A 22,424-nucleotide genomic window follows, 5' to 3' on the forward strand; every position below is an offset into this window, starting at 1 on the left:
CAACCCCCGCGCCCGACCGAGAGAAAGGCCACCACCCATGGCACGGATCAGCCTCGGCGACTACGTCACCGCCCCCACCCGCGGAGCCATCGCCACGACCCCCTACCAGGCACTGGAGACGTTCGAGCTGGCCGACTTCCTCGCCCAGTGGCCCGGCCTCCAGCGCGAGGCCCTGGTCCTGCTGGGAGAAGACCAGCGCATCCACCCCTCCGCCTACATCCACCCATCAGCGATCATCGGGGACGACGTGATCATCGGCCCGGACGTCAAGGTCCACGAGTTCACCACCGTCCGCAAGGGCAGCATCCTGTGCGCCGGCGCTCAGATCGGGTTCAACTGCGAGGTCACCGCCGCCTTCGTCGGAGAAGACGCCGTCCTGGGACACAGGATCGGCATCAACCGCACCATCCTCGGCGCCCGGACTCACCTGTCCGCCAACGTCACCGTCGCCGCCATCAACATGACCACCGACATGCGCAAGCCCGACCGGGAAGTCATCACGCGGACCACGACCGGCCTGTACCGAACCGGGACAACCCAGTTCGGAGCCGTGATCGGCGACGACACACAAACCGGCAACAACATCAGCATCGGCCCCGGCGTCGCCATCGGCCGACGCTGCCAGATCACCAGCGGCGTGACCCTGGCCATCCGCACCATCCCAGAAGACTGCACCCTCACCGCCCCACACACAGCCCAGACCAGCGTCCGGCGCCGCCGGTCTCGTGAGCCGTCCACCGCACAGGCAGCGCGTCTGGGTTAGTGCTGCGTCGGCTTGCGGTTCTGCTGTTGCTCGGCGCCGGCGCGACGCAGATGCCCCGCCTGCTCCGTGGAGTTGCCCGGCTTCTTCTCGCCGCGCCGTGTGGTCGACCTGCCCCGCGCGGCCGCCGTGGAGACGCGCGGACCGCGCCCGTCCTTGGCTTCGGGAAGGGGACGGGACAGTGCCTCCCCGAGTTGCCGCATCGCCGGGATGTCCACCGTGGTGGATGTGGCGTCCCGCGACGTCGGCGGCGGCCCGGTGCGGCCCTCGGCGGGTGAGCTGTAGGCGGTAGCGGCGTCCGCCAGGTCGCGCAGTGCCGCGGCCGCCGGGGCGTCGGAGTCCTTCTCTTTTCCCCTCCGCCGGAGGCGGTCCGCCGCCGCCTGCGCCCACTGGGCGACCTTCTCGCAGGCGCGGATCGAGACCTTGCGGAAGAACTCGCCGACGCGGCCGTCGCCCATCAGGCGGTCGAAGTGCTCCCCGGCCCGCTCCCTCATGACGCGGACAAGGTGACCGATCGCACCGCGCACCGTCTGGATCTTCTCCCACTCCGGGAGGTCCTGGAGCGCCGCGGCGTGCATATCGGCCCGCTGGAGGGCTGCGTTGACGGCATCGGCCTGCTGTGAGACGGGCGTGGTGGTCTCCGCTCCCGGCTCGGCAGCGGCGGCGTCAGCCTGGACCGGGGACGGCGGTTCGGCTGGGGAGGGCGGTGCGACGGCCTCAGCGAAGGCCTGCTGCAGCGTGGTGAGGTCGGCGTCGAGGTCGGCGACCAGGTCCTGCGCCGTGCCGTTCTCCGGCGGTACGTGCTCGGTGAAGGCCTCCATGACTGCCTGGAACTCGGCGCGGAGGTCCACCGGTCCGGTCGCGGGTTCCGTCGCCGCGGTGTCTGCGGGCGAGGCCTCCGTGCCGGTCCACAGTGGCAGCTCACCGGGGGACTGCGCGGCCGCCTCCGGCTGGCTGGCCTGGAGGGCGTCTTCCAGGGCCCGGCGGATGCCGTCGACGGCGGCGTCCAGGGCCGGACCGTCACCGTTGGGTGTCACGGTGCTGGCCGACGTCTCAGTGTCGGGCGCGTCCGCAGTACCGGCCGGTACAGCCGGGGACTCCTCCCGTGCTGTCTCGACACTCCGGGACTTCGGGACCTCGTGATTCCTGGGTTCCGTGGCGTCCCGCCGCGTCTCGGGGACCGCCGCGGTGTTCTTCGGCGCGGCCGGCACGGCACTCGCCTCCGGGGTGGATGCCGCAGCGGCCGTCTGGTCGCGGACGGCGACCTGCTCCGCCTGGACCGCGGCGAGCGTGGCCTGCACCTGGTCCTGTAGGCGCCGGGAGTCGTACAGGAGATGAGCCAGCGGGTAGGCGAGCTGACGGCGCTCGGGATGGTCCGGGTCGGCCGGCAGCGAGCCGCCCCAGTTGTCGACGGCCCGCTGGACGGCGTCGAGGTGCTGCGTCATCTGCTGAGAGCCGTAGCCCCCGGACACCGCAGCCGCCAAGCCGTCGAGACTGCCGACCAGCTCCCGGAAGCGCTCGTTCTCCTCGAAGGCGGTGTAGGCACGGGCGGCCGCGGCGGCGACCGCTTCCCGGTGCCGCACGGCGGCGTCGCGCAGGTTGGCCCGTAGGGCGTCGACCCGCTGCTGAGGCCCGTCACCGGCGGCCGCGCCGACGGGCGGACCGGCCGGGGCGCCGGTGAACGCGGAGTACATGACGGCCGCGTTGACCGCCGCATCCTGCGGCGAGTCGGTCAGGTAGGTGAGGTCGGCAGGCAGACCTTCGGCGGCCAGGCGCGCGAACCATTTCCCCTCGGCACCTGGGTGGATGGTGGCGATGACGAGGTCACCGCGCAGCACGTCGCCGGAGTCGACCGGCTGACCGTCCAGCCCGGACAGGCGCAGGCCATAGCCGGTGTCCCCGGCGAGCGCGACGGTCTCGAAGTAGCGCTGGGGCGCGGGCGGCTCCTCGGTGACCGGCTCGTCCGGCGCGTCGGTGGTCTCCGGGATCGGCGGGGTGGTCATGGTCGGTTCCTCCGAAGCGTCATGCGCCGTCTCGTCGCTGGGGGCGTCCCCGCCCGCCCGGGCCGCGTCCGTCGGCGCGGCTGTCGGGCCGGACTTTGCTGCCTGCTGGTCGCCGTCCGCTGATGGCGGAGGCTGTTCGGCCGGGCCGGCAGACTGCTCGACGGCGGCCGCCGGTTCCCGCACGTCTTGGCGCTCCGGCGACACCTGATCGCCGTCAGCGGCGGTGTCCGCCTCGGTGTTCGTCGTGGCGTTGACGGCAGCGGCTGCGGATTCCAGGACGTCCTGGGGCTCCGGCGCGGGCTCCGCCATATCGACTCCGTCCACGACTGGCGCCGGAGCCTCTGCGGGCTCCGATCCGCGAGCAGCATCCGTCTCCCGATCCGGGGCGGGGCCGCCGTCCGGCGCCGCCTCGTCCACGGCGGCCACGTCGACCACCTCCGCGTCGGCGTCGAGGCCGAAGGCCATCTGCTCGATCGGTGGGCCCGCCATCATGTACGCACGCTCCGCGTCGCTGTACTCGGGCCAGGTCGAGTCACCGCCAACGCGCAGCCACCCGGCCACATTCGGCGCGGGAACACCAGGATGGGCATGCGCCCAGATGATGGTGTTCTTGAACGGGACACCGAAGCTGCGTGCGACAAGTTCTCCCTCCTCGTCCACGACCACGACGGACAGGTTGACCAGGCGGCCGCGCACCAGATCGTCCGGCAAGTTCGCCGCGGTGTAGGTACGGCCCTGATATTCGTACTCCCACCAGCCCTCGGCGATCTGGCGGCTGGTGACGGGAGGCATATCTGCCGCAGGGGTCAGCTCGCTCTTGGGAAAAGTGAGCCCCTGGCCGACGGAGACGGTAAGGCCATCCTCAGAGACGGAGTTGACCCCGTACTCCTGGCCGTCGTGGTACACGCGGGCGAAGCGCTCGAAGCCCCCCGGGAGCCCTGACCGCCGCTCACCTTCGGCCGCAGCCTCATCAGCAGGCCTCGCGCCATCCGCCTCCTGTCCCGTGCTCTGACCGGCGGGTGGTGTGGTCAGCTCGGTCTCCTGCGCGTCTGTCTCCGGGACAGTCACCGACTCGGCAGGCGTCGCCTGGGGCTCCGAGCCGGCGAAGGCGGCGATCGTCGCCCGCGAACGGGAGGCGAGGAGACTGGCGGCCTCCTGCACCTGCCTCAGCGGGCCGCGCAGGTCTTCACCGACGACCGCCTCCAAGGCACCGCTCCAGGCCGCCACCGTGTGGACCTGGCGCACCAGATCGTCCGGCGAGCCCACCGGGCCCTCCCGCAGGGTCCGCTCGGCATCTCGGTACGCCTCAGCGAGCTGCGCGATGGGATTGGTCGGATCGCCGTTGCCGTCGGGGCGCTGCTGCCGGTCGGCGTCGTAGTAGCGCTGGACGGCGGGCAGGGCGGCCAACTGTGCGAACGCCTCGCCCAACCGGTCGATGTCGGCATGGGCTTCGGCGTCGGTGGTGTACGGCTCGGCGGGATCGAGCGCCGGCACGTCCACATCCAGGAGCACCACATCCAGGTCCGGCAGCGTCGTCTCCTCCGGGGCAGCCGGGCCGGCGGCGGTCGCCTGTGCCTCGCGGAGCCACGCCAGCGCGGCCGCCTGCTCCTCACTGTTCCCGTCCACGGCTTCGGCGGCCGACCGTACGGCGGACTCCGTCTCGATGTAGGCCAGGCACTCGTCACGCGTGCCGGTGAAGTCCATGGTGCCCGTCACGCCGCGGGACTGGCGGACGACGCGAAACACGATCCGCTCCGGCGGGTCGCCGGGCGTCCAGCTTCCGAACAGGTCGTACTTGATGCCTGCCGCGCCGGTCACCTCGGTCATGGCCATCTGGGCACGCATCAGGTCGTCGGGCGCCGCTTCCTCGCTGTTCGCGGCTGCTGGCCGGGCCGTATCCGGCTCCGCCTGCCCGTCTGTCGCGTCCGGGGGCGGCTCGCCGAACAACCCGAGCTGCTCCGTCTCTGCGCTCTGGGAAGCCACGCTCCCCCCTTCCTGCGTACGGTCGGTCGGCCGGTCCGGCGCGGGCTGGTCCTCGTCGCCCCCCGGGCTCCGCCCGTCCGCGCTGGTCCTGCGTTCCCGCCCGTCGTCCCGCGTGGCAGCGGCGTCCGGCTCGGCCGGGACCGCTTCGGGCTTCAGCTCTTCCACGGTCATCTGCCCGTCCGAGACGCCGGCGGACTCCTCCGCCTCCGCCCCGGGGCCGGGCGCCTCCTGCGGCGCCGGGGCCGGGACGCGTTCGGGTGGCGTGATGCCGAACGTCTCGTACAGGTCGGCCGTCCCGTACCCGTCGCCGGGCGGTTCGGTGGTCTGAGTCGTCGGCTCCTCGGTTCTGTCACCTGGTTCCGGTGGTGCTTGTGGGTCGCTGATGTGCCCATTCGCGGCGCGGTCGCCGGAGTTGTCGGTGGGTTCGGCCACCGTGGCGTCGGGCGCGGGGACCAGTGCCGGCGCGGGGGCCGTGGGCAGCTCGGGGGCGGGGGTTGTCTGGTCGTACGCGGCGAGGGCGGCTGCGGCCTGGTCCACCTTGGCCTGGTGGGGTGCGCGCTGCTCGGCGCGCTCGCGGATGGCCTTCTGGCGGCTCTCTGGGGTGCGGTACTTCTCCGGATCGAGCATGGACTCGGTCAGCTCGGGGAGCTTGTCCCGCTCGGTGATCGCCCCGACGACGGCGTCCAGCAGCTCGACGCGGCGCCGGGCGTGCTCGATGGCCGGGCCGTAGTCGACCGCGGCCTGCTGCGCGGTGAGCAGCGCGATCTCGGCTTCCAGTACCGGAAGACGCTCGCGGTCCATGAGCTGGTGGTCTTCTGCCTTCTCCAGCGCGGTCGCCAGGCGGCCGATGATGGTGCCGCCGAACCGCGGGTTGGCCAGGTCGCCGATGGAGCAGACGGATTCGCTGTGCCGCAGGTCGGGGAAGCCGACGTGGGCGCGGATCTCCGCACCGCCCTCCAGGATCTCCGGCCGTACCGCGAAGTCGAGCCCGCCGAAGGTGCCGAGCTTTGTCCACGGCCCCATCCCGAGGCTGCTGTGGCCGCGCAAGGCATCGGCCACGGCCTGGCGGAGGACCGGACCGGCCTCGCCGCGCTGGTCGAAGTCGCGGCCGCCGACCCGGATGCGGAAGGCGTCGCCGCGGATGGTGGCGGTGACCTTCGGCAGAGCGGCGTCCCGGGCGGCGATGGCGTGCTGGGTGCTGGAGAGTTCGGTCTCCTTGGCGAGCAGCAGCTCGGCCTGGCGGACGCGGTCGGCGGCCGCGTTGCGCCGGTCGGCCTCCAGGCCCTGGAGGTGGATCTTGGCCTCCATGAACTGCTTCATGTAGGGGTTGCCGCCGATCTCGGCGGCCATCGTGGCGTAGTCCCAGTCGCTCGCGCCGATCTCTTCGACCGTGTCGTTGTCGTCGTCGCCCTCGCCGGGCGGGCGCTGGATGTCGCGCAGGCCCTCCGCCTTGGAGGTGAGCAGGCCGACCTGCCAGGCGTCCATGCTGCCCTTGGTGGCGAGGAAGTAGATGTTCACTTCCTCGTGCTGGTTGCCGGGGCGGATGACGCGGTAGTTGCGCTGCATCATCATGGCCGGGGTCCAGTCCTGGTCCAGATGCATCAGGGCGTAGGCCCGGTTCTGGCCGTTGAAGCCCGTGCCGAGGACTTCACTGGAGCCCATGAGCACCGCGATGCCGCCGTTGTTGGCGGCCTCGGTCATCGCGGCCTTCTTCTCCGGGGTGTGGTGTTCCTGCGCGAACTGGACCATGTCGCGGGGGACACCGCGGGCGGCGAGCAGGTCGCGCAGCTCGGCGTAGACGTCGAAGCCGCCCTTGTTGTTGCCGCCGGGGGTGCCGCTGTTGCAGAAGACGAAGAACAGCCCGCCGGGGACCGGGTGCGGGGTGTCGTCGCGGCTGGAGACGGCGTAGGTGTGGTCCTTGTGGGCGTGGTACCCCGCCGCGATGATGTCGGCCGCCGTTACCAGCTTGTTCGCCGCGGGCGCGTTGGCGTCCACCAGCCGGGGATCCAGCGCGACTGCGCGGCCCTCGCCGGAGACGGCCAGCATGTTGTCCTCGTCGCGGGTGACTTCACCGGCGTGGATCGCCTGACCCCTGGCCACCAGGGACTGGAGCCGGGCGCGCTGGTCGGCCGTCGGCTCGACCAGCACCAGTTCGGGGGCGCCGCCGGCGAGCTTTGGCCGCTCGATCCCGACGTCGTCGCCAGTCTTGGTGTCGGTGGCCAGCCCCCACATCGTCTTCATCGTGGACTTCGACACGAACCGGGAGAACCGCTCCACGATCGTCAGGCCGCTGCCGTCCGGCGCCATCTCGATGCGCTGGACCTTCTGCCCGAAGGTGTCCGACCACAGGTCCGGGCCGTGCACCCCGAACTGGTCGAGCAGCCACGGCGTCGCCAGTTCGAGGACCGCGTACTGCTCGAAGATGGAGTTCTCCATCGGCGTGCCGGTGCCGAGGGTGACGGTCGGGCGGCCGCCGTCCAACTCCGCCATCCGGTGGTGCCAGGAGAGCTTTTGGTGCATGTCGACCGCGCGGACGCTCGCACTCTCGCCACCGGCCTCTTTCGAGCGGAAGCCCACGGCCGTGAAGCGGTGGGCCTCGTCGACGAGCGCGTAGTCGAACCCGAGGTCGTCCCAGTAGACCTCGCCCGGGGTGCGCATCGGCGCGTCGTTGCGCCGGATGCGGGCCTCCACCGTGGCCAGGCGCTGTTCCAGCTTCATCAGCGCGAAGGCGTTGTGCGGCACCCCGCGCTCGCGCTCCAACTGCTCCTTGAGCGACTCAAGCTCGCGGAAGAGGTACAGCTCCTGCTGCTCGGGGCTCATCCGGATCGACCCGAACGCGCCCTCGGTGAAGATCACCAGGTCCGGGGTGTTCGAGCGCAGCCACTCCAGGACCCGGCGGCGATCTCCGCCGGCGAGGTCGTCGGAGGTGATCAGGTGGATGTCGGCGTTGGGGTAGAGCAGCTTGGCCTCGTCCAGCCACTGCCGGGCCAGGCTGGGCTGGACGACCGCGAACGGCTTGGCGATCTGGCCGGAGGCCTTGAGGGCCTGGGAGCCCATGACCATCGTGGTGGTCTTGCCCAGGCCCATCTCGTGCGCGAGGACGACGCCGCGCTCGAACTGCATCCGTGCGGCCGCCGAGAGCTGCCACGGGTGCGGGGTCCGCTCGGTGGTGAACCCTTCCAGGGTCGGGGTGAGGCTGTCGTAGCTGCGGACGACGTGCCCGTTCATCTGCCGGTTGTAGGCGTCGGTGAGCAGCGTGACCCGGGCGGTGCTGGCGGTGCAGTAGTCCTCGAACGCCGACCGCATCGCGTCGGCCTTGTAGCGCATGGCGCGGGTGGCGTCTTCGTCCACCCCGACGCCGTCCAGGGTGTTCACCACCATGGAGGCCCGTCCGAGCAGGGCCTTGGCGATGTGGACCGCCGAGCGCCGTTCGGTGCCCTTGAGCGCGTTGATCGCGTCGGGGACCTTGCCCGCGGCCAGGGACCAGCCGTACCGCTCGTTGTGGCTGACCTGGAGGGTCGGGTCGCCCAGGTACTCACGCAAGAACCCCTGCACCAGTTCGGCGGGGATCCAGTGCGCGCCGAGCTGGGCGGTGAACTGCCCCAGGCGCTTCGGCGGCGGCTGCACCGCCTCCAGCGCGGCGACGTTCACCGCGTACGTCGGATCGGTGGCGGCCGCCTCGCGGGCCTGTTCGAGCTTCTGCCGCACCGGCCCGGACAGGTAGGCGCCGGCGTGCTCCAGCTTCTTGGTGACTGGGTTGTCGAAGACCTCGGTGCCCAGGCGGCGGCGGGCCTCTTCGGGGGGCGTGCCCAGCAGTGAGGCGATCAGAGGCAGGTCCACCCGGCCGGTGGCGCCCATCACGGCCGTCAGTGCCGTCTTCGGGTCGTCGGTGGGCTTCAGGTCGCCGCGGCGGGCGCCCGGTCGCCGGGTGAGGACCTCGGAGGGCACCGGCCGGTCGTTTGCCCGGTCCCAGTGCTCCAGGCCCAGTACGACGGCGGCGTGCGGGTCCTGGCGGAACCAGCCCCAGCCCGTGGGCAGGCGTTCGTCGTCAACCAGCTCGACGCCGGCGGCGCGGGCGGCGGCCCTGGCCTCGTCGGTCGGCAGCGCCATCCGGGTCTGCCGGGGCCGGGACAGCGGCCCGTACGCCTCGGTGTAGGCGGTGTGCAGCCGGGCAAGCTGGCTGCGGACCTCGCTCGCGCGGTCCGCATCGCTGCCGGTGCGGTCCAGCTCTTGCAGTTCGCTCGCGGTGTCGCGCAGCGACAGCAGCATCCGCAGTTGCTCGGTGCCGGTGATGCCGTCGGCGGTGATGACCCGGATCGGGTCCTCGCCGTTGACGTGCTGCCAGATCCGCCCGTGGTCGTCGGTGTAGAGGCGGCCGGTGAAATCCGACGCGTGCTTCTCGCGGGCGGTCTGCAGCAGCAGCGGCGCGCGGTCGGGCCCGTCCTCATGCGGGACGTAGCCCAAGCCGGCGGCGATCGCCGCGGCGGCGGAGGCCTCCATCCGCTCGCGCAGCAGCCGGGGGGCCCCAGCCGGGTCGCCCTGCACCGTCACCCGCGGCCCGTACGGTCCCGTCTCGGACGTCAGGCGTCCCAGCACGTTCTCCGGGTGCTCGGTGAAGTAGGCGTTCACCGCGAGGCTGTTGCCGCCGAGATCCCGCTCCGGCGCGTCGATCCAGGTCTGGTCGCCCGGCTCCTCGCCCTCCGCGCGGCGGCGGAAGACCAGCACATCGGCGACCACGTCGGTGTCGGCGGTCTCGCCGAAGGTGCCCGCCGGCAGGCGGTAGGCGGCCGTCAGATCGCCCCAGCGGGACATGGCCCGGCGGGCGGCGGTGTCCTCGCCGTCCAGCGTCCACCGCGAGGTGATCACGGCCATGTAGCCGCCCGGCCGCAACAGTGCGAGCTGCTTGATGATGAAGCCGTTGTGCAGAGAGTGCCCGGTCGCGCCGTAGCGGCGCTCCCCGAAGGGGGCCTGCGCGAACGGCACGTTCCCGATCACCAGGTCGAACGTGCCGACTGGGGCGTCGGTGTCGGTGAACGACTCGGACAGCACGTTGGCGTGCGGGTAGATCCGGGCCGCGATCGCCGCGGTGGTGGGGTCCACCTCAACGCCGGTCAGCCGCGCGGTCTGGGGGGCCACCCCGAAGAACGCGCCGGACCCGCACCCGGCCTCCAAGACCTCCCCGCCGTCGAAGCCGTACGCGACCAGGCCCTGCCACATCGCCTCAGCGACGCCCTGCGGGGTGTAGTGGGCCGACAGCACCGCCCGGGACGCCGCCCGCCACTCGAAGGGGTCCAGCAGCTCCCGCAGCTCGCCGCGCACCCGGTCGTACGACTCCCAGCGGGCATGGTCCGTCTCGAACCTGCCCTCCCACTCGCCGCCGGGCCGGTAGATCGGCTCATCGGGGTCCGGCTCGTCGAGGAACACGGTCGGGACCGAGCCCCATCCCGACCAGCGGGCCAGGACGCGCTTTTCCTCGGTGGTGGCGCCGCGGCGGTCGTTCTCCAGCGTTCGCAGCACCTTGATGGCTTCGAGGTTCGCCTCGGCCCGGGCCAGCGGGCCGCGCGGCAAGTCGGCCGGATCAGGGCGGAACCGCGCTACAGGTTCTCCAGCTCCCTGCGGATCGCCGCCAGCTCCGCCGCTTCCGGACTCAGCGGCGCCGCCTGGCCGTCCGCGTCCTCCGGCGGCGGCAGCATCTCGCGCAGCACCTGCTCCCGCGCCGTCGCCGCGATCTGCGCCATCTGGCCGACCCGCGCCTGGTAGTCCGTCTCCGGCTCCAGGCTCTCCTCCAGGTCCTCCTCCGCCACGGCGATCGCCTCGCCCATCTGCGCCCCCAGCGTCCGGAAGAACCGATCCGGGTCCTGCATCGCCGCCAGCTCCCGCGGCCGGAACTCCTCCCAGTGCCTGCGCAGCAGCGTCGCGTACTGGCTGTTCGTCGCCATCCGTCTCGCCTCCCTCCTGCTCGTTGACGGTACCGGTCAGCGCCGCCATCTGCGCCGCCAGCCGTCCCTGATCCACACCGCGCCGTTCGACGTCGCCGCCGGCGGCGCGCACCTGCTCGATCACCGCGTTGACGCCGATGAGCGCGGCGCCCAACGCCGGGATGCGCCGCTTGGCCGCCTCCCGCTCTCGCTTGGGCAGGTTGCTATTCAGCGACTGCTCGCGCAGGTCCTCCGTGGTCCGCTCCGCGATCCGCGCCAGTTCCCCGAGCAGCCCCTCCTCGAAGTAAAAGGGGTAGGCCCGCATCACCTGGTTCGTGAGCGGGTTCACCACTTTCGTCTGCGTCGGCATCTGGTCGGGGGTGAGGAGAGTCAATACCCGGTCGTGCTCGCGGGAGAGTTCCGAAGGCCTGCGCCGCAACCACGACACCAGCGGGTCGTAGGAGCCGATCGGCAGGTCCACCTCCCGCTCCAGGCCCCACGTGCGCCGCGGCAGCGTCTCCGGGTCCTGGTCGTAGCGCTGCACGAGGGCGGCCATCGCGGCCGGTGCGGAGTCGAAGTCGCCGATGCTGCTGCGCTGGTCGTAGTTGGCCAGGGCCCGGAACTTCTGGCCCTGGCGCTCCACGTAGCCGTAGGTGCGCACCGAGCCGTCGATCAGCACCGTGCGGCGGCCGGTGAGGCTCCCGCCCAGGGTCGCGCGGGCCGCCTCCGGGTGCTGCTCCATGCCCCGCTGGAACCACTCCGCCTCCACGGCCTTCAGCCGCTCCGCCCGGGCCTCCCTGACCGCCTCGCTGTAGGAGTAGGCGGACTGCTCGTTGCGGGCGTTGAGGCTCGACCCCAGCTCGGCGTTCTCGGCGATCAGATCTTCCATCGTCATCTCGCCCGCCGGCGTCCGCTCGCTGTAGGACCGTGCCCGGCGGGCGACCCGTTCCTCCTGGACGGCCTTGCGGTAGTCGGTGACCTGGTCGTGCAGCTCGTGGTCGCTCGGCAGGCGCGTCCACACCGGGCCGATCTGCTCGTGGGCGTTCTCCAGCGCCTCGTCATCCAGGTCCGCCGCCGGACCGGCCAGGAGGACCTGGGCGGTGCGGGCGTACCGCTCGGTGCGCACCGCCTTGTTGCGGCGCTCCAGCGTCCGGTACTCCTCATCCGAGGAGTGGAACGGCGTCTTGTAGAGGTTTTTCTGCCACCACTCGTACTCGGCGGCCAATTCCTCGTTGCTCAGCTCGGTGACCGCCGTCGCCGTCGCCACCCGGTCCAGCAGCCGCTTGCCGCGTTCCTGCCGCAGCGCCCGGTACCGCCCCTCCGCTGTGGCGCTGTAGTCCCGGGACCGCTCCACGGCGGCGGCGTCCTCCGCCTCCACCAGTTCCTCGTACGACAGGCTGGTGAGGTCCAGAGGCTCCGGCTCGGGCGGGGGAGCGGGCGCGGCCGCCGCCGGCGGCGGGGCCTGCTGGGCCGGGACGGCCGCGGCCGCCGCCGGCGAGGCGACCAGGTCCTCCGGGGTCTGGCCGGGCCCGAGCACCACGATGTTGCGGTCCTGCCGGGAGAACGCCTGCAGCACGGCGGCGAGGTTGCGGTCGCGGGTGCCCGGGTTCCACTTTCGGCCGGTCACCCATCCCTGGCGCTGCCCCGACCAGTACAAGTTCCCGGCCTTCACCGCGCGACGGTCGTCGTCGTCGTCGTACTTGTCGGTGCCGTACACCGCGGCGACGCCGTCTTCCTCCCACCGCACCCAGACCTTGTCGCGGACGTTCGGGTCGGTCGCCGCCCGGTGGTGGCGCGCGGCCAGCATCGCGAACGACGACAGCCGCCCGTCCCCGTATCCGTCGCTCACCAGGCGGGTGTCACCGACCCGGCCGACCAGGGCGTCGTTGTACCCCCGTCGGGCAGCGGAGGCGATCTCGGTGCCGTCCGGACCGAAGACGGTGACCGAGCTGTCCTTGATGAGCGCGTGATAGCCCGTCACCCCGTCGACTGGCTCCACCCCTTCGGGAAGAGGCAGCGGACCAGGCGAGGCAGCCGATTCCGTCTCGGACGCGGTCTGCGCTTCCGTGTCTACCGTCGCGAGTTCATCCCCCATGCGCTCTCCCCGTGCCACGTAACTCCCGTGGCACGTCAGCAAGCACATGCCACGTCGTCCCACTGGACCCTACCGACCAAGGTCAAAAACCTCGATCCAGATACGCCGGGGCCAGCCCGGGTGAATGCGGAGTTTCCGAACGGCATCTCTATGGCCGCGTCTTGGCCGGTTTCTGCGCTCTTTGTCAGTGGGGGCCGATATCGTTCTCGTGCACGGCCACGCACAGGCCCAAGCCAGCCTCTAGCCCATGACTGGGGCATCTGAGGCGAAGGTGCCAGGACCCGATGGAGGTCCCAGCGCATCAGTGCGGAGAGCATCACCAGCTCGTCCACGACGACGCACTTCCGTTTGCCGCGCAGTTCACCACGTTCTCCGCGTGCAACGGGTCATGGGTAACCGCTGCACGCCACCGAGGAGAAACTCGTGGTCAAGAAGCACGGGAAGAAGCAGCGCGCCAAGAAGAGGGCCGCGCGCACCGGAGCCGCCCACGCATCGGCGGCCGCGAACACCACGCACAAGCACACCCCTCTGCCGGACATGAGCGTCCTCAAGGACCTCCCGCACGTCCGGGACCGGGAAGTCGACCTGGACCTTGCCGCCCGGCTCGTCGCCGCGTGCCGCACCGCCTGCCAGCCCTGCCAGCGGTCCCTGGCCAAGAAGATGGTCGAGGACCGCGTGACGCTCACCGCGCTCGCGGCCGCTCCGTACAGCACGCTCCCCACTCCGGGGGCGTTCGCCTCGCCCACCACCCGCGCCTGGGCGCCGCTGGCCCGTGCCGGGATGGCCCTGGCCAAGGGGGGCCCGACCGTGGCGGCCGTCACGGACATGCTCCAGGGGCAGGCGCTCATGGGCGCGGATGCGACGGCGCTCACCTCCGTAGAGCAGATGACGCCGGAGCAGGCGTCGGAGCTGCTGGAGGACGCGCTCGATCACTGGGCGATGGGCGGGGCAACGCCGGAGCAGCTCGCCGACATGTTCAAGGTGATCAGCCCGGACGACCTCGGTATGTCTCCTGAGGACGTCGCCGCGGCGGTCGACCCTCAGACCCAGGTCTCCCTCTACGCCAACCAGGTCGCCGGATCCGAGGGCGCGGGCGCGGCCGGGGGCGCCTACGGCCTGCACCTGGGGTTCGTCGAGATGGCCGACGGGCGCCCGCTCCCGTTGATTGCGTTCGAGCCGCGCGGTGAGAAGACCGGGCTGGAGCACCTGCGCGACGAGTGCCGGTGGCAGCCGTGGGACGGGCGCGGCAGCGCCTTCCCTGAGCTGGACTTCAACTGGCGCATCCGCACGAGCATCCCCGCCCAGGCCCTGGAAGAGGTCGCCCACACCGACATGGAGGGCTGGGACGACATCCGGCTGTGGCGGGGCCAGGTCAAGGTGCTCGAGGACTGGTGGGGTCTGCTCGACATCGCTGGCCACGCGCTGCTGTGCGGGCCGGTCTCCTCTCCCGACCCGGACGCACTCCTCGCTGCGGCCGCCCGAGGCGAGTTGGTCGCCGTTGTGGCCCGGGCCAGCTTCCGGTGACCTCCGGCGGCGGCCTGATGCCGCCTCACCTTCGGTCGGAAATCTAGAACTCGCCCAGGTCAGCGGTGCCACGGCCCCGGTGCCGTCCGGCGCGCACGACCCGCACCACGGGAGCGCTGTCCGCGCCGGGCGGTGCCGGGGGAGCGGGGGTCTGGGGGCCGGCGAAGGCCCCCAGCAGCCACCGGCCCCAGCCCCGCATCTGCCTGACGAGCAGAAAGGACGCACACCCTTGCCTCACTTCGAGGACGAGGTGAACCTCGCCCAGATCGCCCGCCTGGCCGGAGTCGGCCGCGCGGCCGTCGTCGCCTGGCGCCGCCGCCACGGAGGGCTCGATGCCACCGGCGGCACCGAGGAGAGCCCCACGTTCCCCCGCGCCGCCGCCGAGCAGTGGCTGCGCGACCTGGGCAGGCTCCCCGAGCCTGCCCAGGCCCGCCCGCCGGCCACCGTGACGTTCACGGGCGGACCTGCGGTCACCGTGTACGGGCCCGAGCTGCACAGCCCCGCGCTGCCGTGGAGCGGCGGCGCGGGCTACCAGGAGTTCAGCGGCTACCTCGAACCCGAGCGGCCCGGGATCCCCTGGCCCACCGCCACGGCGCGGATCGAGCGGTGGGGCCACCCGCCGTACGAGGTGACCAACGCCCATGTCGACATCAGCAGCTACGGGGGGCGCATGGAGTTCCTCAAGCTCATCTGGCCTGCCGACCGAGGCCGGGCCCTTCCCGTCACCACCGAGACCGCGGAGGTACAGGCATGACGGAGACCACGACCGAGACCACCATCTCGCGTTGGCGAGCTGTGCGCGTCTTCTCGATCGTGGGCTCCATGCACCGGTAGAACCCGGGGACAGCGAGGCCGTGGAGCGGCGGTGCTGGGGCCGCGCTGCGCGCCGTCCGGCGGAGCCTGACCCTCTTCCCGATCTCCGCCGTAGGTCGGCCGCCCGCCCCGCCGACGACACGGGGACCAGTCCGCGCTGCTGCTCGCCGATGGCGCCTTCGGCGTCTCGCCGCCCTCCGCCGCCCTACCGGCGCCAGACGTTGACGCGCTCTGTCGCCAGTAGCGGCGCGCCCTCCGGGCCTTTCACGTGGGCAGGGATCCACGTCTGCCGACGCAGCGACCGGTCCGGCCCGTGCGGCTGTTGGCGCCAGTGGCCGGAGACGACCCACCGGTGCCGGTAGCGGCGTCCGTCCGATCCGGCATCGGGATCCCGCTCAGTTGGTCGGTACTGGCGGCGCAGAGCTACCAGCGTCACCCCGGCGTCCGGCATAGCTGCGCGCCGAAGTGACCTCGCATCCGCCTTTCCCGGCTCGTGCACTGTCCGGTCTACGAGCTGGGGCTGCTGCATCAAGTTCCATGTGGCAGCCAGCGCGGCCACGATCGTCCGTGAGGGGCGCATACCTTCGTGTGCCGGCAGATCGTCCAGCGGCAGGGGCTCTTCGGTCACCGGGAGGCGGGCCTCGCGCACGGCCAGCAGCGGAGGCACGCGACTGGCGTCTGCACCGGGCAGCCCTGCGAAGAGATCGGGGCCGTGGAGCATGTGCCAGACGGTGAGCGTCTGGCCCGGGCCCGGTCCCCAGGCCAGGGCCTGGACCGGCGCCTGAATCCCCGGGGACACGTCGACCATGCCCAGGCCCCCATCAAACACCGCGAGGCCGATCGGGGACGGCCTGTCGGCCGTTGCCCAGCGTGCCGCAGCCAGGCTCGCGCCCGCGTGCACGGCCAGCGCCGTCATGTCGTCACTGACCCAGTACAGCTCGGCGGCGCGCAGGTGGGTGGACAGGTGCCCTACCAGGTCATCGTCACCGGGTAGCAGGAGCGGAGAGTTGCCGTCGTCCAGCCCGAGGGCGGCGATGCGCCGGAGCGTCTGAGCACGGAGCTTGGGCAGGGCGCGAGGGCGGATCGTCACGAGGAGGCGTTCCTCCCGCGACTGTCGGCACCCGGCTCGTCTTCGCTGCTGGCCGTGTCAGAGGCCTCGTCCGGGAAGGCGATCGACAGGCCGGGAACCTCCTGCGCGATGCGGGCGACCACGGCGCGGTGCCATGAGGCCGGGAAGGGCACCTCTGGGTGGGCGGCGTGGTACTCGGCATCGTCCCGGTAGGTGATCACTCCGGGATCGGGCAGGTCCATCAGACGCTCGACGCACCCGGCCACGAACTCGCCTGTGCGGCGCTCCAGGTCCTCGATCTCCATGCGGACGCCGTCCGGGATCGCGTACTTGCCCTGCTCCCAGTGGCGCACGCTCCGAGGTGAGACGCCCAGGTGTCCGGCGAGCCAGTCACCCGTCAGCCCCAGGAACTCGCGTACGACCTTGAACTCGGCGGACGTCATCCGCTCGTCCTCGGGCATCCCCGGTGGGTCGGTGTAGTGGCGGGTCTTCTTGTGCTCGGTCAAGACAGGCTCCAAGGCAGAGGCCCGCCCCGGGAGGGGGCGGGCTGGGGAGAAGGGGGGTGGGATGGTCAGTCGTCCTCGGTGTGGGCGTGGCGGCCGGTCTCGACGGACATCTTCGTCAGCTCTTGGACTTCCCTGACGTAGGCCTCCTTTGCGTCCTCGACGGTGTCGTAGACGTCGTTCTGGCTGAAGGCGTCACCGTCCCACACGCTGACCGTCCGGTAGTCGCGCATCACGCCGCAGGTGGGCTCGTTGCACTCGGTGCAGTCCGTGTCGTCGTCCCACTTCTCGAAGTCGGCCGGGACCCAGTGCGCGGCCATGGAGGCGACCGCGCCGTTGCGGACGTGGCCGCAACCGGCGTCCTCGCCGCCGCAGTACTGGCCGGCGGGCGAGAAGCGGACCGCGGCGCCGTTGCCGAGCACCAGGATGTCGGTGGTGGTGGCGGTGGCGTCGACCTCGTAGGTGACGCCGTCGACCCACAGGCCGCCAGTCCAGTCCAGGGGGGTCTCGGCCGCGTCCTCGGGGGTCGCCGGGCTGTGGGTGTTCAGCAGGGCGGCGAGGTCGGCGGAGGTGGTGATGCTCATGGGCCCGGGTCCTTCCGGTGCGAGTCTGGGGCTGTTCCCCTGACTTCCGCCACAATTGTAGCTTCCTAAAATAGGAAGGCGCAATATGGGGGCGGCTGAAGGTCTTCTGGTCCGCAGCCGCTGGGCGCCCGTCGGGTGACCGGCGGTCGGGGGGGGGGTAGGGGCGTTGGAACCAACAGGGTTAACCTCGGCGTCCGCTGGCCGGCGGGCCCGTGTCGGCACGGTTCCCATCAACCGCGACGAGGTCCTGGAGCTGTTGGACGAACTCGCTGCCGCGCCGCTGGGCAGCCACGCTCGCACGGCCCAACCGGCGTACCGGCCGCTGCGCGCGTTCGTTGACCGTGCCGCATACCCCTACGCCGAGATCAGATGGGAAGCCCGCCATGGTCGCCGACTACGACATCTCCCCCCTGAAACTCCGAGTCCAGGACATCCCCGTGGTAAGTGCATCCCCGGAGCTGATGGGCGGTCACGGGTACGATCTGGAGAACCTCGCGGACTCCATTCGGGACGGCTTCGGTACCAGCGGCGACTGGTGCGCAGTGGGGCGCGACCTGCACACGCTCACGTGTGGGGATGCGGAGATCCGTCTACGTCCTCGGAAGGACGTAGACGCCTGGCATGCGGACTACTTCCGGGCGGGCTGGCGCAGCGGGAGGTTCCACTACGTCCCCGCGGCACGGCGGCTCGATGTTGCCGCGTACGTGGACCGCACGGCCGATCTGACCGAAGGACTCCTTCAAGCGTCCGACCTGCGAGCAGCAGCAGCAGAGGGTGGGTTTCCTGCCGTGGACCGGCTGGTCCGCCACCATCTACATCTCGTCGATGAGCGGTATGCCGCGCTCGACCGTCTCGTAAGCGGCCTGGTCACCAGCGAGGGGCGGCTTGCCGGATGGGCTCGCCATGTGGCGCATCATGAGGCGGATGATCTCAACACGGTCCGCGAATGGATCACCAGCGCTGTCGTGGAGTACCACCACGGCACCGCCGGGAAGCGCCCTGTCACCATCTTCGGCGGCGTCCAGTTCGAGTTCACGCACTACTCGCTCAATCTCGTCTACATCTAGGCCGGGTCGCCGCCACATGCAGGCTCGGCAACACCCGGCGTAGCGGCCCTGGGCGCCTGCTCGTCCACCCGCGCCGTTCCCTTGACGACCCGGCCGGCGAGCCGGGTCTGCGCGACCGCGGCCGGTGACGGGACTGCCGTGCAGCTCTCAGGAACCGTCAGACCTAACGGGGCTGACCCAGGGCGCCGCCGGGGCCGCGAGGGGCTCGGGGAAGGCGACCCACACAGGGGAATCGACGCCGCGCACGCCGGGGGCGTGCTTGGCCAGGGCGGGCAGGAAGCGATCCGGCTTGCCGTTCACGCCGTGGATGACCTTCACCGGCCTGCGGGTGATGTTGGCGAGGGCCTGCGCCTGGTCCATGACGGCGACGACCGTGTGGTTGAGGCGGCCGAAGCCCGTGGCGGGGCCAGCACACTCGGGGCCGGTTCGGCCGACGAGGACGCGGGCGTGCCAGCCCATGGGCTCGCGGGTGTAGTCGACCATGACGCGCAGCACCCACGCAGCCTGTTCGCGCTCGTCCATCCCGTCGATCCCGTCGCCGCCGCGTAGCTGGTCGAGGCGGTCCTCGTCCGGCCCGGGCGTCACTGCGACGGCGGCCATCCACTGCTCGAAGTCGCTCATGGCCTGGTCAACGACCGACGCGTGCGGCCAGGTGTGGCCGCCGTACGCGGCCATGATCTCGTACAGCTACGGCGAGCATGTTCGAGCCACCGACGATGACGTGCAGGCGGCGGTACCGCTCGGCGTCCGCGTGCGGTTCGTCGCGGGTGTTGATGATGGGCAAGCGGGTCGTCGCCGAGCTGACGCCCCCGGACGTACTCGGCGCGCTGGCTGACGCAGTAGACGGCGCCGCGCGGGGTCTGCAGCACCTTTCCGGCGCCGCAGAGCAAGTCCCTGGTGACGAGGATCGGAATGAGGATGTCCGCGAGCCGCAAGAACTCTCCGTGACGGGCGGCGAGGTAGTTCTCGTGACAGCCGTAGGAGTTTCCCGCCGAGTCGGTGTTGTTCTTGAAGAGATAGACGTCGCCCGAGATTCCCTCTTCGTGCAGGCGGCGTACGGTGTCGACGAGCAGCCCTGCGCGAATGCGCTCGCCCGCCTTCTCGTGGGTAACCGGTCCCCTCACTTTGTCGCATTCGGGAGCTGCGTATTCTGGATGCGCCCCTGGCCGGCCGCGACGTTCCAGGGGGCCTTCTCAAGACACCGCAGCTCCACACCGGCGCCCGGAGGGCGCCCGCCCGAGCAGCCTGCCGAGGATGGGGAAAGCCCCCTCGATCTCCCTCGCACGGGGGGTGGGCCGAGGGGGCATGCCTCACGGTTAGCCGTACGCGGGCTAAGGACCGATCAGCTTGTGCAGCGCCACGGCGCTCACCCCTCCCGCCATGAGGCCGGCGAGCACGCTGCCAGCCGCGTTACCCGCACTGAGGTACGTCAGGCCGCCGAAGATCAGGGCGATGAGCACCGCAGCGACGAGCACGAGCGTGGCGTGCGCAGTCAGCAGGGCGTTCGATTCTTCACCCAGTGGGTGGCCGCCGTGATGACGCTTATGGCTTGACGAAGGGGTACCTTCGTCTTCAGGTGTGGCCATTCATGCTCCTCATGAGTTCGTTCCATCCCTGGACACGAGCCGGTCACACCGTCCGGTGGGCCCCCTGCTGCACCACGCCGTCCAAAGCACTGGTGCCGCAGTGGGGCTCTCCGTTTTCCATGCCGAACTCGCAGCAAAGAGCTTACGAGGCCCACCCGACAACCAAATCCACTTGCGCGAGCATTCACGCCGCCTAACCTTCCACGTGATCTTTCCCTCTACCTGCACGGAAGCAGGTTTCCTCCGCCTCGAACGCCCCTGCGAAAAATTCAACCCAATAGGGGAAAGAAACCCGGGCCAGAGGGCAGACCAAAAGGATCACTGTAACTGCACGCACTGCATCAGTTACAGTTAGTGACAGGGCTTCCGTGTCACGTTGAACTCGCTCACAGCGCCCTGACAGCGCAGCCCGGGCGGCAACGTCGCCGTACGGCTGCACGCCGCGACGGGAACGAGGACTGCCTGCCGTTCCGGCAGGCTGATCAGACGGCGGACAGTCCGGGGACAGCGTGGGCCGAGCCGGGGCTGAGGAACTCCGCCAAGGCCCTACGCGCGTACAACTGTGCTCCCTCCGTGAAGCGCGCGTCGGGGTTGGTGGCCAGGTAGGTGTGCGTGAGGTCGATGACCCAGTCCGCAACCTCACCGCGGCGCTCCAGAGCGTCCAGGGCTTCGCGCATCCGCAGCCGTTCATCTCCGTCGGCCGCCCAGCGCGCTTGGTTCAGGGCACGGGCGATGCAGGCGGAACCGACTTGGAGGAAGTCCCGGTACTCCTGGCCCCCGGCCCGGAGCCGTTCGGTGACTTGCTCGGGGGTGAGGGCGCCCCGGCTGCGCTCGGCGAGCGCGGCGACGAGGCAGGCCTCCTTCTCCTGGCGGCGAGCGTCGTAGTGGGCGGAGCGCTCCTTGTACGGCATGTCCGGGTGGTGGTCGGTGAGCTCGCGGCCTTCCTGGGTCCAGTCGTGTGCCCAGGCGTCGGGGTGGCGCGGGCCCCAGGTCTCGGCGAACGGGTACGGGCCGCCGGTGCCGACGCGCAGCAGCGTGGCCGCGAGGCTCCCGCCCGAGCGGCCGCCGGTGACCCAGGCGTACGAGGTCCACCCGGTGTCCTCGCGCCACACCTTCAGTTCGTAGGTCGGCGGGTGCTTCTCGCCCGGGTACCAGGCGGGCTCCGGTGTGGGCGGGGCGGACTGCGGCCGCCCGGGCGGCCAGGTGTCGAACGGCAGGCGGGGCACCATCGGGCGGTCCGGGGCGGCGTCGGCCCGGTGGACCCGGGTCGGCAGCGTGGAGAGGTCGGTGGTGACGTGCTCCCAGACCTCGGCCCGCAGGCGCCCGCAGTCTCCGCCGGCGGGCCGCTCGATGGCGCTCAGCCGGTAGGCGACGAGTGCGTCGGCCAGCTCCCGGGCCTTGTCGAGGTCGGTGCACCAGGCGCGCGTCCACCAGCTCGGCGCCCCGCCGTTGTGGTCCTCCCCGAGGACGCCGTCCGGGACGTCGTAGGTGCGCACCTCGTACGGCAGGTCGCGGCTCGGGCATACGGGGTCGAGGCTGTCGGGGAAGTCGCCCGGCCGCTCGACGGACCAGCCGTTGTGCACGAACCGCCAAAAGGGCTGGTCGCTGGACAGCCAGACAACCGGCCACACTGCGGCGACCTCCACCCGGCCGTCGGGCAACCGGTGCGGCACGGGCACCCGCGTCCCCTTCTCCACCGCCTTGATGCAGTCGGCGACTTCCCGGATGACGTAGCCGTCGGCGGCAGGCTCGGCCAGGCCCCAGCGGACGCCGTTGTCCCGCTGGACCATGGTCCGGCGGACACTCTCGTCCCAGATCACCGTCACCGGCACGACACCGCGCTCGGCGACGATGGCGGAAAGAGCGTCCACGGTGACCTCCGCCCACCCGTAGCGGGCCGCATCGGCCTCCGGTGCGGTCTCGGCGGCCGCCAGCAGCAGCCTGCGGGCGGCGGTGTAGGAGATGCCTTTGGCGTCGGCGAGGGCGCGGACGTCCTTCTTGAACTGCTTGTCGCTGGTCACGAGATCCCTTCGTCCGGTGGAGATCCCACGCATCCCCACCGTGGGTGGTCGTGACCACGGGGCAGATGGATGCGGCACGTGAGGCGGAGCCCCTTGTCCTCGGTCGCCGTTTCCCCCGCGTGGGAGGGGACTTGGCTCGGAGTCAGGCCGACGTACGGCGGCCTCTTCGACGGTAGCGCGAAGCACCGACAACGGTCCGGGAACGAGGAAGTGCGCTACTGGGCGCGTTCGGCGCATCGAGTGCAATTTCGTGGCCCGTGTGGTTGCTGTGGCGGCGGGTCGGACGGGGGCGACACCAGGGCCGTGGTGCCGTCCGGCGCGCACCGGCCGGAGCGTCCCGAGTCCTTGCCGCGCCGGTCGGTGCCACGGGAGCGGGGGTCCGGGGGCCGGCGAAGGCCCCCGGCAGCCACGGTGCCAAGCTGCCAACCACCCGCTGCGGCGGGCGGAGTCCGGGCCCGGGTGGACGCCGACGTACGCCGCCACCGCGATCGAGATACC

General features: G+C 71.4%; 11 protein-coding genes and 1 pseudogene. 4 read left to right on the forward strand and 8 right to left on the reverse strand.

Annotation, left to right across the window (positions count from 1 at the left end):
- Positions 1 to 37 precede the first annotated feature (37 nt).
- Positions 38 to 763 (forward strand): LbetaH domain-containing protein, encoded by a 726-nt coding sequence (locus ACZ46W_RS34825; protein ID WP_468346326.1) that lies wholly within the window; start codon positions 38 to 40, stop codon positions 761 to 763.
- Here the strand turns inward: ACZ46W_RS34825 and ACZ46W_RS34830 are convergent.
- Entirely contained in the window at positions 760 to 12,645 is an 11,886-nt protein-coding gene (locus ACZ46W_RS34830; protein WP_468346328.1) for a hypothetical protein, read from the reverse strand. The genes ACZ46W_RS34825 and ACZ46W_RS34830 overlap by 4 nt on opposite strands.
- A 537-nt stretch (positions 12,646 to 13,182) precedes the next feature.
- Here ACZ46W_RS34830 and ACZ46W_RS34835 point away from each other — a divergent pair.
- Positions 13,183 to 14,283, forward strand: a complete 1,101-nt coding sequence (locus ACZ46W_RS34835; protein ID WP_468346330.1) for a hypothetical protein — start codon at positions 13,183 to 13,185, stop codon at positions 14,281 to 14,283.
- 229 nt (positions 14,284 to 14,512) lie between these two features.
- The gene (locus ACZ46W_RS34840) at positions 14,513 to 15,037 is read left to right on the forward strand and encodes a hypothetical protein (RefSeq protein WP_468346332.1); all 525 of its coding nucleotides are present in this window, start codon (positions 14,513 to 14,515) and stop codon (positions 15,035 to 15,037) included.
- A gap of 264 nt (positions 15,038 to 15,301) precedes the next feature.
- On the opposite strand, the gene ACZ46W_RS34845 is transcribed toward ACZ46W_RS34840, so the two are convergent.
- The 3 genes from ACZ46W_RS34845 to ACZ46W_RS34855 form a co-directional block, all read right to left on the reverse strand.
- A complete protein-coding gene (locus ACZ46W_RS34845; RefSeq protein WP_468346334.1) occupies positions 15,302 to 16,186 on the reverse strand; it encodes a hypothetical protein in 885 nt (294 codons plus the stop codon).
- A complete protein-coding gene (locus ACZ46W_RS34850; RefSeq protein ID WP_468346336.1) occupies positions 16,183 to 16,671 on the reverse strand; it encodes a helix-turn-helix domain-containing protein in 489 nt (162 codons plus the stop codon). Before ACZ46W_RS34850 ends, ACZ46W_RS34845 begins: the two co-directional genes overlap by 4 nt.
- 65 nt (positions 16,672 to 16,736) lie before the next feature.
- A complete protein-coding gene (locus ACZ46W_RS34855) occupies positions 16,737 to 17,252 on the reverse strand; it encodes a hypothetical protein (RefSeq protein ID WP_468346338.1) in 516 nt (171 codons plus the stop codon).
- Between the two features lie 383 nt (positions 17,253 to 17,635).
- On the opposite strand from ACZ46W_RS34855, the gene ACZ46W_RS34860 reads away from it, so the two are divergent.
- Positions 17,636 to 18,319 (forward strand): hypothetical protein, encoded by a 684-nt coding sequence (locus ACZ46W_RS34860; RefSeq protein WP_468346340.1) that lies wholly within the window; start codon positions 17,636 to 17,638, stop codon positions 18,317 to 18,319.
- A 147-nt stretch (positions 18,320 to 18,466) separates the two neighbouring features.
- Here ACZ46W_RS34860 and ACZ46W_RS34865 read toward each other — a convergent pair whose 3' ends face one another.
- The 4 genes and pseudogenes from ACZ46W_RS34865 to ACZ46W_RS34880 form a co-directional block, all read right to left on the reverse strand.
- Positions 18,467 to 18,994, reverse strand: a complete 528-nt coding sequence (locus ACZ46W_RS34865; RefSeq protein ID WP_468346342.1) for a hypothetical protein — start codon at positions 18,992 to 18,994, stop codon at positions 18,467 to 18,469.
- 22 nt (positions 18,995 to 19,016) lie between these two features.
- Positions 19,017 to 19,482: pseudogene (locus ACZ46W_RS34870) on the reverse strand (proteasome accessory factor PafA2 family protein); the annotation flags it as partial.
- Positions 19,483 to 19,650: 168 nt separating this feature from the next.
- On the reverse strand, positions 19,651 to 19,905 hold the full coding sequence (locus ACZ46W_RS34875; RefSeq protein WP_468346344.1) for a hypothetical protein: 255 nt from the start codon (positions 19,903 to 19,905) through the stop codon (positions 19,651 to 19,653).
- A gap of 482 nt (positions 19,906 to 20,387) precedes the next feature.
- Positions 20,388 to 21,926: a hypothetical protein gene (locus ACZ46W_RS34880; protein WP_468346346.1), complete on the reverse strand. Its 1,539-nt coding sequence runs from the start codon at positions 21,924 to 21,926 to the stop codon at positions 20,388 to 20,390.
- Between the last annotated feature and the right edge of the window lie 498 nt (positions 21,927 to 22,424).

The sequence above is a fragment of the Streptomyces sp. NPDC031064 genome, from assembly GCF_055570965.1.

Bases quoted from the DNA above. Each gene is read 5' to 3' on its own strand.
- ACZ46W_RS34825 (WP_468346326.1), top strand. From the start codon at position 38: ATGGCACGGATCAGCCTCGGCGACTACGTCACCGCCCCCACCCGCGGA.
- ACZ46W_RS34855 (WP_468346338.1), bottom strand. From the start codon at position 17,252: ATGAGCATCACCACCTCCGCCGACCTCGCCGCCCTGCTGAACACCCAC.
- ACZ46W_RS34860 (WP_468346340.1), top strand. From the start codon at position 17,636: ATGGTCGCCGACTACGACATCTCCCCCCTGAAACTCCGAGTCCAGGAC.
- ACZ46W_RS34865 (WP_468346342.1), bottom strand. From the start codon at position 18,994: ATGGCCGCGTACGGCGGCCACACCTGGCCGCACGCGTCGGTCGTTGAC.
- ACZ46W_RS34875 (WP_468346344.1), bottom strand. From the start codon at position 19,905: ATGGCCACACCTGAAGACGAAGGTACCCCTTCGTCAAGCCATAAGCGT.